Below are 13,183 nucleotides of genomic sequence, written 5' to 3'. Positions count from 1 at the left end.
GTTAACTATGACAAGTACAACGAAACCGGATGCAGGAAAATCAGGTACGTTCACCATCGGTACTTTTACAATACACCGTCTTGGTTATGGGGCGATGCAGATTACTGGTAAAGGCGTATGGGGTGAGCCACAGAATAAAGCCGAGGTGATGCGGACATTACGGCGCTTGCCAGAACTTGGTGTAAATTTTATTGATACTGCCGATTCCTATGGGCCAGATGTGTCTGAGTCACTGATCCGTGAGGCATTGCATCCCTATAAAGACTTACTAGTGGCGACGAAAGCGGGTTTGACGCGCAGTGGTCCCGACGCATGGGAAATGCTTGGTCGTCCAGAATATTTGCGACAACAAGCTCTGAAAAGTTTGCGACATCTGGGGGTAGAGCAAATCGGACTGTGGCAACTACATCGCATTGATCCTAAAGTACCTCGTGATGAACAGTTTGATGCAATCAAATTGCTACTTGCTGACGGCATTATTGCGAATGCGGGACTTAGCGAGGTCGGCATTGAAGACATCGAGGAAGCATCCCGTTATTTTAAAGTGGCCACAGTACAAAATCGATATAACCTCATCGATAGAACCAGCGAAGATGTGCTGGACTACTGTACGCAACACAGAATCGGATTTATACCGTGGTATCCACTGGCTGCCGGTGAACTGACAAAAAATGGCTCTGTGCTTGATCAGATTGCAAAGTCGCATGATGCCCACCACAGCCAGATTGCACTGGCTTGGCTATTGCAGCGGAGTCCGGTGATGCTGCCGATTCCCGGGACTTCTCAAGTCAAGCATCTGGAACAAAATGTTGATGCAGTAAACATAGTGTTGAGTACAGCAGAATTTGACTCACTCAATCGTGACGGAAACGCCCTGTTTAAACGCAATAAGATGCCTCACTGAATATCTGAATAATCGCCAGAACGAAACGAGCGATTATTCAGATGTTGCGGTCTTATTTATATTGCGGGCCAGTCAGTAAAAAAGCGCCGCCCTGATAGGTCGTTGTAATATCGTCGGCAGCCGGATAGGCGCCGCTGTCAGGGAAATTCTCTGCGAAAGCCAGTGAACTGTCCTTCGCTTGAAAACCTAGATGCGCTGCTTTTGTGTTGTCCCACCAGCTTGCCGGATTATTCGACACGCCAAATGTGATGGTATGGCCGACTTTGGGGGTGAAAATTGAACAGCGTAGCAATTCGACCAGATCGTCATAGCTAAAGTAGGTCACCATCATCCGGCGGTTTTGCGGTGCAGGGAACGAGGAGCCGATGCGAATACAGACGGTCTCAATCCCGAAGCGGTCATAGTAATAGCGTGACAAGGATTCGCCAAAACATTTGCTGATACCGTACATGCCATCCGGGCGAGGCGGCATATCAGCATCGATGACATCGGTCGTTTTATAGTAGCCGACGGTGTGGTTGGAGCTCGCAAAAATCACACGCTTCACATTCGCCTTATGCACAGCTTCATAGATATTGTAGGTGCCCTGAATATTTGCATGCATGATGGCTTCAAAATTCGATTCCGTCGAGATCCCGCCGAAGTGCAAGACCACGTCAACGCCATCCATCATCGCAATGACCGCTGCCTTATCCGACAGGTCGCATTGCACAATTTCTTCGCCAGGTGCCGCTGTGCCGAGATCACTGATGTCACTCAGGCGCACGATATCAGCCCAGTCTTTCACCCGTTCGCGTAAAATTTTTCCCAGACCGCCGGCAGCGCCAGTCAGTAAAATGCGTTTAAAAGGTTTAGGTGAGCTTGGCGTAGTCATAAAAATCCCGTGCGATTCAATCATGGTCAAAGAGAGTAGATAAAGATAGCAGCTGTGGCTGCGGAGTGAGCTGATGCCGCATGCATTCAGGTGATCGGTGCTGGGTTGAATAAGACCAACGCATTATGCAACTTCCAGTGTTCGGCCCAGGTTTCTTTACCGCTGGCGACATCAAGCAACAGTTGAAATAATTCCCAGCCTACATCGGCGATACTGGCTTCACCGCTAGCGATCCGGCCAGCGTTGATATCCATCAGATCGTGCCAGCGACTGGCTAATTCATTCCTTGTAGCGACTTTTATTACCGGCACGGCAGCAAGGCCGTAGGGCGTACCGCGACCGGTAGTGAATACATGGAGATTCATTCCCGCAGCTAGTTGCAGCGTACCGCAGATAAAATCGCTGGCAGGTGTCGCTGCATAAATCAGTCCCTTTTGCGTGAGTTTGTCTCCTGGCGAAAGCACGCCGGATATCGTGCTGCTTCCGGATTTGACAATCGATCCCATGGCTTTTTCTACGATATTCGACAGACCGCCTTTTTTATTGCCGGGAGTCGTGTTGGCGCTACGATCGACGCCGCCGCGCTTCAGATAATCGTCATACCACTGCATTTCCCGGATCATCGCCGCGGCGACTTCAGGATTTTCCGCTCGCGAGGTTAGTTGATCAATGCCGTCGCGCACTTCGGTTACTTCCGAGAACATTACGGAGGCGCCAGCCCGTATCAGCAGGTCGGTAGCGAAGCCTACTGCCGGGTTGGCAGTCACGCCAGAAAAAGCATCGCTGCCACCGCACTGTACGCCTACCACCAGATCTGAGGCCGGACAAGTTTCGCGCCTGCGCTTATTCAGCTCGGTCAGTTGTTTTTCTGCTGTTGACATGATCGAGTTGATCATCGATTCAAAACCGATATACTCCTGATCCTGCAAGCAAACCACGACAGGATCGCCGCCATTCTGTATGGGGATCGACCCCTTCGGGAACAGGCGGGTGGGCTGAAGTTTTTCACATCCCAGACTCACCACCATGGCCTGCCCGCCAAAATTCGGATTCAGACTGATATTGCGCACCGTGCGGATAGGAATCATCGCGTTTGGTGCATCAATCGCGACGCCGCAGCCATAAGTATGCTCCAGACCGATGACATCATCGACATGCGGATAATGGGGCAGCAACTCTGCTTTGATGCGCTTGACGGCATGTTCGACGACGCCCGCCACACATTGAACGGTGGTCGTAATCGCCAGAATATTTCGCGTGCCGACTGAGCCATCGGCATTACGATAACCCTGAAAACTGTAACCTTCTAATGGATCTGAGGCAGGGGCTTTGCGTGTGGCGATAGGTAAATCCTCTAAGCCTCTTGCCGGGGGCAGCTGCACCAGGGATTCTTCGATCCAGCAACCCTGTTTAATCAGCCTGACTGCGTAACCAATGGTGACGTTATAGCGAATGATCGCCGTCCCGGCATCAATATCGACTAAGGCCAGCTTGTGACCCTGAGGGACATTTTCTATGAGTGCCAAACCACAAGGGAAAATGGTGCCAGCGGGAAGTCCTCCATCGTTGGCCACAATCGCAACGTTGTCATTGCCATGCATCTGGATGTACAGAGGGTTTTTTCTGTTGGCGTTCGTCATTTTCGGATTCCCAGGGTCATAATTATTTCCTGATTTACAAGAATTTTTTAAACCACCCGATGTCATTGCAGTAAATTGGTCATACCAGATAAATTTTTCTGTCATTTTGTTTCATCTGGGACTAATTACAACAAATTCGCGTGCCTTGTTCATTCTTCCTATGAAAACCAGAAAATAACTCAGCGCAATAGACGTTTTTCTTAAGAAACGATGCAATAATCTGCGCGATTTATTTTAAATGTTGTGGCGAGTATGCCACCAAAAAAAATATCTGGCTAGTCCACATTGCAAATTTGGTCTGACCAAATTAGAATGGCCTGACCGGATGCATTCTTTTACTTTTTAAAAGTTGGAATCATGTTGAAAAAAAATAGTCTCCCTGGTGAAGCCGGTGTGCATGAGCCGCGTTTGTATCGCGTTGTCGCCGACCGGATTCAGGGTTTGATTGCAGATGAACAGATAGGACCCGGTGAGCGCCTGCCATCTGAGAGGGATCTGGCGGCCAAGCTCAGTGTCAGCCGTGCGTCGTTGCGGGAAGCCTTGATTGCGCTGGAGTTGGGCGGAGTGATTGAAGTACGTGGCGGTTCTGGTGTGTATGTCAGTGAAAAACCTGATGTGCCTGCAGACCTGCCGGAAGTAGGGCCTGGTCCGTTTGAGGTGTTATCAGCCCGTCGCCTGATCGAATCTGAAGTTGCTGCGATTGCCGCCAGAGTTGCGACGGATTCAGCGATCGATGCGATTTTAAAAGCGGTGCTGGAAATGGAAAAAAATCACGCCAATTATTCGAGCAACGAACAGGCGGATCGTAATTTCCATTTATCAATCGCCAGAGCAACGGGTAACAGCGCATTAGTTGGCACCATTGAATATCTGTGGGATCAGCGTGGTCGTCTCTGGCATAAGTTGAAAGAACATTTTCAAACTGAGGAGTTACGTCAGCAAACACTGACCGATCACCGGAATATTCTGGAGGCAATCGCCGCACATGATCCGGCAGAAGCCAGACGTGCGATGCGAGCCCATCTAGAAAGAGTGACGCGAACTTTTTCAAGAGGATAAGCAAGCATATATAAAGAATACAGGCAGTAAAGCGGGAAGCCAGTCAAAGCAAAACCAGATAATTTGCGACAGATTTCCCGTGTAGGAATTTTCTATTTTGACCGGCTGCGACCTCGATGAGACCTTGCTCTCGTCCTCGTTGCAGTGGCACAGAGTACGCGAGGTGCTCCGACTAGTGATCCAGTGCTAACTGGACATAAGAACTTCACGAAGAAAATTAGAAGGAGACAAAATGAAACAATCTAACAACCGGCAAAGGCCAGCTTTTACCTTGTCGGCAGTCACGTTGGCTGTCCTGACGCTGGCCAGCCAGGTGCAGGCACAGGAAGTACAACGTGTTGAAGTCACAGGCTCATCCATCAAGCGGCTCGCCAGTGAAGCTTCTTTGCCAGTGACAATGATCAATTCCGACGAAATTGACAAGCGTGGTATGACGACGCTTGCAGATCTGATGATGGCCTTGCCTGAGTCGAGCTCACTCGCACCGTCGAATGCCGGCTCCGGTACCAATATCAATCTGCGCGGCCTGGGCGTCAATCGTACTCTGGTATTACTGAATGGCCGCCGCCTGGCAAACGAGGCGATTGCTGACGGCTACGCGAATCTTGACGTATTGCCGATGAGTGCGATTGATCGCGTCGAAATTTTGCGTGATGGTGCCTCGTCGATCTATGGTTCCGATGCGATCGGTGGCGTGGTGAACTTCATCACAAAGAAAACTTTCAAAGGGGCTTCTGTTTCTGCACAGATGGTGAAGCCTGAAAAAACTGGCGGTGCCGATGAGCAGCGCTTTAGTTTTATCGTTGGCGCAGGTGATTTGCAAACGGATGGCTGGAATGTCTTTGCGACGGCAGACGGACATCGCAGAAGCCGCCTGCTCGCCTCGGATCGTACCGACCTGAGTAATGCCGATATTCTGACAAGTATCGGTCGCGCTCCGACACTAGCGAGCGGCGGTTATGCGTATCCGGCGAACTTCACTACGGCAACTAATAAGAATGCAGCAAATCCTTACTACACATCCGGCTGCGTAGCCCCCTACTCAATACAGGGAGCGAAGAACACTTGCGTAATTAACGCGAATCAGTACGGTACCGCTTTGTATGGTAATGAACAGGTGACGTTCTACGCAAGAGGTACAAAAAAACTCAGTGAAGATCACACGATCAGCATCGATTATTCACGCGGTCAGGAATTCATTCTCGGTACTAAAAATCCGACAACCAGTCTCGCGGCAAACGGCGTCAGCGCATTACTGCCATCTACCAGCAAGTGGTATCCGGGCGGTAGCGGCGGTGTACCGGCAGTCGCCGGCCTGAAAGGTGAGCCTTTGACTGTCACCTGGAGCGTGGCTGATCTCGGTGAAGCGACTACCAGAGATATTCAGGTCAATCAGCGCGTTGGCGTTAGCGACGAAGGTAATTTCGCCGGATGGGAGTACAAAGCGGGTTTTGTGTACGGCCATAGTCAACGCGACAATTACTATGAATCCGGCTATGTGAACGGTCCAGGATTGTTAAAAGGTATCGCGAATGGCAGCTTGAATCCTTTTGGTTTACAGGACGCTACAGGCCTTGCTTATCTGAACAGCATCTCGGTTGATGGTGCCCTCAACAGGCATTCAATCAGTACCTACACCGGCCTTGATCTGACGGTGACCAAGGAGCTCACACAATTGGCGGGTGGTCCTCTGACTTTGGCGGTTGGTGGTGATCTGCATCGTGATACAACCGAAGATACAAAAACTGACATTACCTCAGTAGTAACCTATGCCGCATCCGGCCCGTCACATGGTCAGGGGGCGCGTAATGTCGCTGCGCTTTATGCGGAAATGGAAATCCCGGTCAGCAAACAATTGAGTTTTAACGTGGCGGTGCGTGACGATCATTTCAGTGATTTTGGCAATACCATCAATCCTAAAGCCAGTTTCCGCTACGAACCAAGCAAAACACTGATGTTCCGTGGCTCCGCCAATACGGGTTTCCGCGCACCGACTTTGTTTGACCGGTATGGCTATCGTGTCGCCGGTGCAAATACGACGACCGCATCAAAATGGGATGATCCTGTGCAATGTCCAGGTGGCACGCCAGGCGTTGCGGGTACAGGTAAAGCCTTACCGGGTCTGGTTGCATCGGCGGTCTGTAATGTCGCCTTGCCACGCCAGACCGGTAGCAATCCTGATCTGGTACCGGAGACTTCACGCGGTGCCACTTTAGGTCTCGTGGTTGAGCCAATGAAAAATTTCACAGCCTCATTTGATTACTGGCATATTGAAATGAAAGACATGCTGGCGAATTTACCTGAGCAAGTGTACTTTCTGAATCCAACTAAATACGCAGATCTGTTTGTCCGCAATGCAGATGGTTCACTGAATTACATCAAGAACATCACGATGAATCTGGGTGGACAAAAAGCCAGCGGTATCGACGTCGGCCTCGCGTATAGCATTCCTAAAACCGCTTACGGTGATTTCAATTTCAAACTCGACGGTACTTACCTGACACAGTTTGATAATCAGCTTGAAAAAGACAGTGCCTATGTGTCCAACATCGGTCGTTTCGGTGTCGCGAGTAACGGCACAACCAGCAGTTTCCCTATCCTGACATTCCGCTGGAAACACACGCTGGCAATGCGCTGGAGCAAAGGCGACTGGACTGCTCAATTGACCGAGAACTACAACACGGGTTATCACGATCAGAATCTGGTTGCGGCACAATATTTCCGTGATATCGAGCCGTATTCTGTCTGGAACCTGACAGGCACTTATCGTGGTTTTAAAAATATGACACTAGCAGCAGGGATCACGAATTTGCTGAACGTCAAACCACCTCTGACAAACCATAGTGCTTATACATATGGCTATCTGAGCAGTGCCGCCAGTCCGATTGGCCGTGCTTTCAATGCTCGTATGACTTACAACTTCTGATCCATTACCCGGATATGTCAATGATGTCCGGGCAATGTCTGAGGTTTGTATGATGAGCAGCAAGAGCCTCCCCCTCGAATTCCGGTTCGGGGGCATGGCGTCACAACGCAGAACGATCAAACGAAAAGTGTGCCGAGTATGAAACCAGGTATGAAATTGAGTATGAAGCGTAGAAGTTTTTTACAAACCATGTCAGCTACCAGCCTGGCCCTGGCAAGCAGTGCACCGCTCAGTGTGATGGCGGCAGCGGCAAAACAAGATCCATGGAAGCAGGCGCAAGCCATTATTGATCGGGTGAGTAAGCCCTTAAAATTTCGTAATGAAGATTTTGTGATCACCCGCTTTGATGCACAGCCGTGTAAAACAATAGCGATCAAGGCTTGGGTTTCGTTCGTTGAAAAAGCCGCGATGCAGACGCCGGTATCCGGTGCGCACGATTGCTACCCTGCAATCACGGCAGCGATTACCGCTTGCCATCAGGCAGGCGGTGGTCGGGTCGTGATTCCGAAAGGTGACTGGTATTGTGCCGGGCCTATCGTATTGCGTTCAAACGTTCATGTGCATTTACAAGCGGGTGCCCATATTTACTTTAGTAATAATCCCGATGATTACGCGAAATATGGCAATTTTGATTGTGGCACGAACGGGAAGTTATCGATCACCCGCTGGGAAGGCAATGACTGCCTGAATTTTTCATCACTGGTATATGCCCACGGCCAGAACAATATTGCCTTAACCGGTGAGGACTGGACCAGTATTTTAGATGGTCAGGCCGGAGTCGACTGGAATGAGCAGCAAGAGTGCTGGTGGTCCTGGAAAGGTCGGCAAAAACCGAGCAGTTCCGGTGATATCGCCGCGGGTGACGGTGCGCAGTATATTCCGCATCTCAAGGGCCGGACTGAAGAGTCAGTGAATCCAAATAACCCGACTTCGCTAGCTGCTATTGCACCCCAACTCAGTGCCGAAGAAATGGCCATGATACAAGGTGAAGGCGATCGGTGGCGACGTGATTCGGCGTATTTGCGCGCCCTGGCAGAAGCGCGTGTGCCGGTAGAAAAACGCGTCTTTGGTCATGGGCATTATTTACGTCCGCATATGGTGCAATTTATTAGCTGCACCAATGTCTTGTTTCAAGGTTATCAGACAACGAATACGCCGTTCTGGCAGCACAATCCTGTTAATTGCAAGAACATGCGCGTCGATCATATCTATGCAAATAGTATGGGGCCGAACAGCGATGGCTTCGATCCTGAATCTTGCGATCATGTACTGATAAACGGCTGCACGTTTAACACGGGTGACGATTGTATCGCTGTCGATTCTGGAAAAGGACCGGACATCCAATTTGGTCCTTCGCAAAATATCGTTATTCAAGAGTGCAAAATGCATAGCGGTCATGGGGCAATGACCTTCGGCAGTATCATGTCCGGCGGTATTCAAAACGTCTTTGCACAGAATCTCGTGTTTGAGAATAGTCACTGGAAGACAGATCCGCTGAATATCGCTATTCGTCTCAAGTCGAATATGAGCCGCGGCGGTTTCTTGCGCAACTTGCATATCCGTAATGTGACGATTCCTAACGGCATACGGACGACACCTGCTTTTTATTCGACTTTGCCAGGCTCCCTGATTCCGAATAAATCGGTTGCTACCTCAGCAGGTGGCGTTATCACGATTGATTGCGGCTACGATCCGAATAATGATAACGTCAGAACGCGTCCACCTGTGGTGTCGGATATTCATATTTCTAATGTGAAGGTCGCTAATGTGGAGACAAAGGATGGGCAATTTTCCTGCTATCAGGCGATTGTAATTCTTGGTCCGGTCAGCTCGGATTACAACGGAAAATCCCAGCCAGCGCCGGCGATTCTGCCGGTGACCAATGTCACGATCAGTGACTGTGATTTAGGCAATCCCGTGAATGCGGCTAATCCGTATTATCTCTATAACGTCAAGGGTTTAACCCTGAAAAACGTCAAGATCGGCAATACCGTTCTCAATAAAACACTGTCCGTCTAAATGTGGTGACGGGATTCTTGACAGTCCGTTCAAGAATCCCGCTATCTACTTGACGATCATCGAGATCACTATGAAACTGTCAGTTTATGCAGCCACATTACGCTTCATGGCGGGTATGGCTGCCGTATCCTTGTGCGCATGTCAAAGCAGCTCACCAATTCACTCACTTGCCAGCTCACTTAGCAACTCATCCGGTACGTCCGCCTCTGCCGCAGAAAAACCAGCTCGCCTGATTTTAGTCGGTGACTCCACCATGGCGACCAGGAGTGGTTACGGTGATACCCTATGCCAGACCTTTACATCCAGATTGACCTGTCTCAATCTCGCCAAGGGTGGCCGCAGCTCCGGTAGCTATCGTGCTGAAGGTTCATGGGAGCAGGTGCAAAAATTATTGAAAGATAACGCCAGCTTTGCTCAGACCTATGTACTGATTCAATTTGGACACAATGATCAGCCGGGTAAGCCGGGGCGATCAACCGATCTCGTGACTGAGTTTCCGGTCAACATGGCGCGTTATGTCGATGAGGTAAAAGCCACCGGCGCAACACCGGTGCTGGTTACGCCTCTGACACGCCGCAGTTTCCGTGATCAGGTATTACAAAACGATTTACGTCCCTGGGCTGAGGCCAGCATCCAGATTGCGCAATCCCGTCACATCCCTTGGATTGACCTGAATGCGATCAGCTACCGTGCCGTGCAGGCTATGGGTGAGGCAGAGGCAGATACTCTGGCGGTAGCACCGCCTGATGCAAGCACTGCTGCAACTGCAGTCGCAACGAATACGGATCGCAGCAAAACCGAGCCAGCAGGTGCGGCGCGCAGTGCTTTTGATCGTACCCATGTCGGCAAAAAAGGCGCAGCTGTCTTTTCTGCCATGGTGGTGAAAGAATTACTTATCGTCGCACCTTCACTGCGTGCCGACCTAAGCACTGAGGTGAAGCCATGAGCAAAATGAATCAGAGTCAATTTTTTAATTGGACAAAATCTGCGGGCACATCACGCTATTTGACTATCTTGCTGGCGATGCTTGGTCTGAATATCGTATCCTCAGTAAATGCCCAGGACGCACGTCAGGTTAAAGAACCGGTGACACCGCCAGTATGCCGGGTATTGTCTGCACAGCTGAGCAGCCTAGCCGTTACAACTAGCAGCACCGTCAACGACACCGTCCGTATACAGCAGGCGATTGATCAGTGCAAAAGCGGACAGGCGGTTCGTTTTGCGAGCGCTCAAGCGCAGTCTGCTTTTTTATCCGGGCCATTGCAATTGCGTGGAGGTGTTTCTCTGATCATTGATGCAGATGTCACCTTGTTTGCTTCAAATAATCCCAAAGAATTTGATCGCGGTACATTGACATGCGGTAGCAACGACCAGCAAGGGCGAGGCTGTAAGCCTTTTATTTCTATCGATCAGACCAAATCCAGCGGTATTTATGGTGAGGGTGTGATTGACGGCCAGGGCGGTAGCCGTATTCTCGGACAGGAAGAATCATGGTGGCAAATTGCGCGCCGTGCACAAAAAGAGAATAGCCGTCAGAACGTGCCGAGACTGATAGAAATTAATCAGTCGCAAGATATCACTTTGCATAAAATTACTTTACGTAATTCACCGAATTTCCACGTGACGCTTAATCGTGTCGATGGCTTTACCGCATGGGGAATTCGTATCGACACACCAGCTACTGCCCGCAATACGGATGGTATTGATCCCATCTCTTCCCGCAATATTACAATCGCACACAGCTATATTCACACCGGCGATGACAATATCGCGATCAAGGCAGGTAACAATGGCGTGACCGAAAATATCTCGATCTTGCACAATCATTTTTATACCGGACATGGCATGTCAATCGGTAGTGAAACAAATGGCGGGGTACGACATATTCTGGTCGATGACCTGACTATTGACGGAGCGACATCGGGTTTGCGTATCAAGAGCGATGTATCGCGAGGCGGCCTGGTTGAGTATGTCAGCTATAACAATGTCTGCATGAATAATGTCCGCGCGCCGATTGATCTTGATACGCACTACAACCGCAGTGCAACAGGCAGCTTGATCCCTGAATACAGAGATATTTCTTTGTCTCATATCCATAGCGTGACACCTGGCTGGATTATTTTGCAAGGTCTTGATGCCTTGCATCCGCTGAAGCTGAAATTGCATGATGTAGTGATAGGTGGAATAGGTGGTCGCAATGAAGATCAATATACGACACAATTTGAGCATGTTCAGTTTGCCGGATTGGATGCCTCGTCCTCCATCAATGTGAAGACGATGTTTTCCGGCGCATCAGACTACTCCTGCCAGGACAAATTCGTCACTTTTCCTGATGCTGCTGTAGTAAAGAAAAGACCGCAATTAGATGCGGTGCAGGCCAGACAGTTTTCGCTTAACGAAGTATTAAAATATACCGGTATCTCAGGCAATGAGCGGATTGATCCCTGGGATCCGCTTTCACATCCAATTGTGGCAGTTGAGAACGTAAAGGCGGATTACATTGTTGATGCCAGCGCTCAGGAAGATCGTAAAAAAATCTTCAGACAAGTGCAGGCCGCAGTCAATCAGGCCGTGACAGATTATGAAAAATCACCTCATCCAAACCGGCGCATCATTATCCTGGTCAAGCCAGGCCTGTATCAGGAGTTAGTCTATGTTCCTGCGCTGGCAACGCCTATCACCTTACTTGGACTGGATGCAGCAACGACCAAAATATCTGCCAACCTTGACGCGGCGCTGCCAGGTGCAACTTATATAAGCCAGTTTGGTGCACAGTTTGCACAGAGTCATCCGATGATCGTAGCAATGTACGACGCTATTAAAACTAAACCCAGCTTAGGCACTTTTGGTACGGCGGTTCTATGGGTGAAAAATCCAGAGTTTGAAGCAAAAAATATTACGATAGAAAACGCCTACAACAAAGATAAAGGTAATGCGCGTGCAGAATGTCAGCCTGGCAGCTGTCCGGATACCGGCGTTTATGCACAGATGCTGTTGGTGCATCATCAAGCGCTGGCGGTCATGCTGGACGGTGCTGATAAAGTGCATTTTGATCACGTCCGGCTGTTGGGCTTTCAAGATACCTTGTATATGCGCGCACCCAGAGCTGGTGAAACGACTCGGAATTTTTTTCAGCATTCCTACATCGAAGGCGATGTCGATTTTATTTTCGGTGATGCGACTGCGTATTTTTATCAGTCCGAGATTAAATCCCTGGGTGACAGAAGCAGTTCCTATGTTGCTGCACCGAGTACGAATGTGAAGACCCGCTATGGATTTGTGTTTGATCAGTGCCGCTTTACGCACGATGGCAGTCCATATGCACTCGCCGGGAAATTTTATCTGGCCCGTCAATGGTTTCATAACCAGAAATGTACCCCTTACGGTAGCGTGCCAATTCCAGGCTATGCATGTGAGCCTGGCGCAGTGGACCAATACACACCGCCTAAAGGAACGATCAGCAAAACGACGCTGGAGACGGTAGGGAAAATGGTGGTCATGAACTCACGTATCGGTGTGCATATCCATGCCACACAACCCTGGTCTAACTGGAACAAAAATGGGACTTTGCCTTTCCGCCCTGCGCAATTTTCCTCAGATGATTACTGGAATAATCTGATCTCAGCCAACATTGATCCTGTCGGTCAGCTGGGCTATTCAGGAAAATGGATGCCGGATCGTGTTTTTCTTGCAGAGTTTAATAATACGCAAGAGTAGCCGGACGAACGTAACGGACAAATCTCGAAAAAATCTCGAAAAAA

General features: G+C 49.7%; 8 protein-coding genes. 6 read left to right on the top strand and 2 right to left on the bottom strand.

The window, feature by feature from the left end:
- Window positions 1-7: 7 nt before the first annotated feature.
- Window positions 8-904 carry an aldo/keto reductase gene (locus ACO0K3_RS09945; protein WP_422984159.1) on the top strand — a complete coding sequence of 299 codons (897 nt, stop codon included), beginning with the start codon at window positions 8-10 and terminating at the stop codon, window positions 902-904.
- Window positions 905-956: 52 nt separating this feature from the next.
- On the opposite strand, the gene ACO0K3_RS09940 is transcribed toward ACO0K3_RS09945, so the two are convergent.
- Both ACO0K3_RS09940 and garD read right to left on the bottom strand, forming a co-directional pair.
- Window positions 957-1,778, bottom strand: coding sequence for an NAD-dependent epimerase/dehydratase family protein (locus ACO0K3_RS09940; protein ID WP_422984157.1), 822 nt, complete (start codon window positions 1,776-1,778; stop codon window positions 957-959).
- An 86-nt stretch (window positions 1,779-1,864) separates the two neighbouring features.
- On the bottom strand, window positions 1,865-3,418 hold the full coding sequence (gene garD / locus ACO0K3_RS09935) for a galactarate dehydratase (protein ID WP_422984155.1): 1,554 nt from the start codon (window positions 3,416-3,418) through the stop codon (window positions 1,865-1,867).
- A 357-nt stretch (window positions 3,419-3,775) separates the two neighbouring features.
- On the opposite strand from garD, the gene ACO0K3_RS09930 reads away from it, so the two are divergent.
- The 5 genes from ACO0K3_RS09930 (at window position 3,776) to ACO0K3_RS09910 (ending at window position 13,139) form a co-directional block, all read left to right on the top strand.
- Window positions 3,776-4,477 (top strand): FadR/GntR family transcriptional regulator, encoded by a 702-nt coding sequence (locus ACO0K3_RS09930; RefSeq protein WP_422984153.1) that lies wholly within the window; start codon window positions 3,776-3,778, stop codon window positions 4,475-4,477.
- 232 nt (window positions 4,478-4,709) lie between these two features.
- Entirely contained in the window at window positions 4,710-7,403 is a 2,694-nt protein-coding gene (locus ACO0K3_RS09925; protein WP_422984151.1) for a TonB-dependent receptor plug domain-containing protein, read from the top strand.
- A gap of 162 nt (window positions 7,404-7,565) precedes the next feature.
- Window positions 7,566-9,422 (top strand): glycoside hydrolase family 28 protein, encoded by a 1,857-nt coding sequence (locus ACO0K3_RS09920; RefSeq protein ID WP_422984149.1) that lies wholly within the window; start codon window positions 7,566-7,568, stop codon window positions 9,420-9,422.
- Window positions 9,423-9,492: 70 nt separating this feature from the next.
- Entirely contained in the window at window positions 9,493-10,368 is an 876-nt protein-coding gene (locus ACO0K3_RS09915; protein WP_422984147.1) for a rhamnogalacturonan acetylesterase, read from the top strand.
- Window positions 10,365-13,139, top strand: a complete 2,775-nt coding sequence (locus ACO0K3_RS09910; RefSeq protein WP_422984145.1) for a pectinesterase family protein — start codon at window positions 10,365-10,367, stop codon at window positions 13,137-13,139. The genes ACO0K3_RS09915 and ACO0K3_RS09910 overlap by 4 nt, the downstream gene beginning before the upstream one ends.
- Window positions 13,140-13,183 lie beyond the last annotated feature (44 nt).

The sequence above is a fragment of the Undibacterium sp. Rencai35W genome (genome assembly GCF_049340185.1).
Classification (GTDB): Bacteria; Pseudomonadota; Gammaproteobacteria; order Burkholderiales; family Burkholderiaceae_D; genus Undibacterium.
Note: the sequence above shows the minus strand (reverse complement) of the source record. Positions and strands in the feature narration are given on the sequence as shown.

Coding starts and splice junctions, on each gene's coding strand:
- ACO0K3_RS09915 (WP_422984147.1), top strand. CDS start 9,493: ATGAAACTGTCAGTTTATGCAGCCACATTACGCTTCATGGCGGGTATG.
- ACO0K3_RS09930 (WP_422984153.1), top strand. CDS start 3,776: ATGTTGAAAAAAAATAGTCTCCCTGGTGAAGCCGGTGTGCATGAGCCG.
- garD (WP_422984155.1), bottom strand. CDS start 3,418: ATGACGAACGCCAACAGAAAAAACCCTCTGTACATCCAGATGCATGGC.
- ACO0K3_RS09940 (WP_422984157.1), bottom strand. CDS start 1,778: ATGACTACGCCAAGCTCACCTAAACCTTTTAAACGCATTTTACTGACT.
- ACO0K3_RS09910 (WP_422984145.1), top strand. CDS start 10,365: ATGAGCAAAATGAATCAGAGTCAATTTTTTAATTGGACAAAATCTGCG.
- ACO0K3_RS09945 (WP_422984159.1), top strand. CDS start 8: ATGACAAGTACAACGAAACCGGATGCAGGAAAATCAGGTACGTTCACC.
- ACO0K3_RS09920 (WP_422984149.1), top strand. CDS start 7,566: ATGAAGCGTAGAAGTTTTTTACAAACCATGTCAGCTACCAGCCTGGCC.
- ACO0K3_RS09925 (WP_422984151.1), top strand. CDS start 4,710: ATGAAACAATCTAACAACCGGCAAAGGCCAGCTTTTACCTTGTCGGCA.